The organism is Parasutterella secunda, from assembly GCF_016901835.1.
Taxonomy (GTDB): domain Bacteria; phylum Pseudomonadota; class Gammaproteobacteria; order Burkholderiales; family Burkholderiaceae_F; genus Aphodousia; species Aphodousia faecavium.
The window spans coordinates 1-677 of the sequence record NZ_JACJKX010000043.1 but is presented as its reverse complement, the minus strand read 5'-3'; the positions used below and the strand labels follow the sequence as shown (position 1 = coordinate 677).

Annotated in this window: 1 protein-coding gene; it reads right to left on the bottom strand. The window is 43.4% G+C overall.

Translation table 11 applies throughout. From position 1 onward, the window contains the following. On the bottom strand, positions 1-598 hold a 598-nt coding region (locus tag H5985_RS09245), incomplete at its 3' end, for an RNA-guided endonuclease InsQ/TnpB family protein (protein ID WP_239481758.1). Between the last annotated feature and the right edge of the window lie 79 nt (positions 599-677).

Here is a 677-nt window from a genome sequence, read left to right as displayed (position 1 = left end):
CCTCAGTATTGAGATCAAAGAACCGTCCATCACTGGTGGTCACAGCATGAACAACACCCAAGTCGATCCCGACATCAAGGGTTTTCATTGCCGGTTGTTCAATTTCGAAAACAACAGCAAAAGAGATGAACCACTTACCCACTTCTTTACTGACTGTAGCTTGCTTTACACAACCCTTAACCCAAGAACCATTACCGTTTTGAAAACGCATGTCTCGGCTTTTTCGATACCGAACCCATCCTAATTTCGGTAACTTGACTCTGGCGTTACCTTCGTCAATATGCTCGGGTTTAATCTGGGGCAATCGAAAACCATCGCCGATATCTTTACTTTTAAAATGAGGCCAACCTTTTTTAGCCGGATCGCCACTTTTGCGGAATGAATCAGAGATGCCCTTGCAAAGATCCATTAACGTCTGTTGTAAGGGTTGAGACGGAACTTCGCGAAGGAAAATGGTTTCGGATTCTTTTTTCCAGGCAGTTAATTTTTGGCTCAGCTCGTTGTAGGTTAAAAGCTTTTGGTGTTGTTCTTTGAGCTCATTTTGCAAAGCGAGTGCTTTATTGAAAACCAAGCGACAGCAACCGGCGGTACGACTCATGAGCGACCGCTGGTCTTTGTCAGGTTGGAGTTCAAATCGAAAGCTACAAGTAATTTGCATAATTTGGTATGTTATCAAA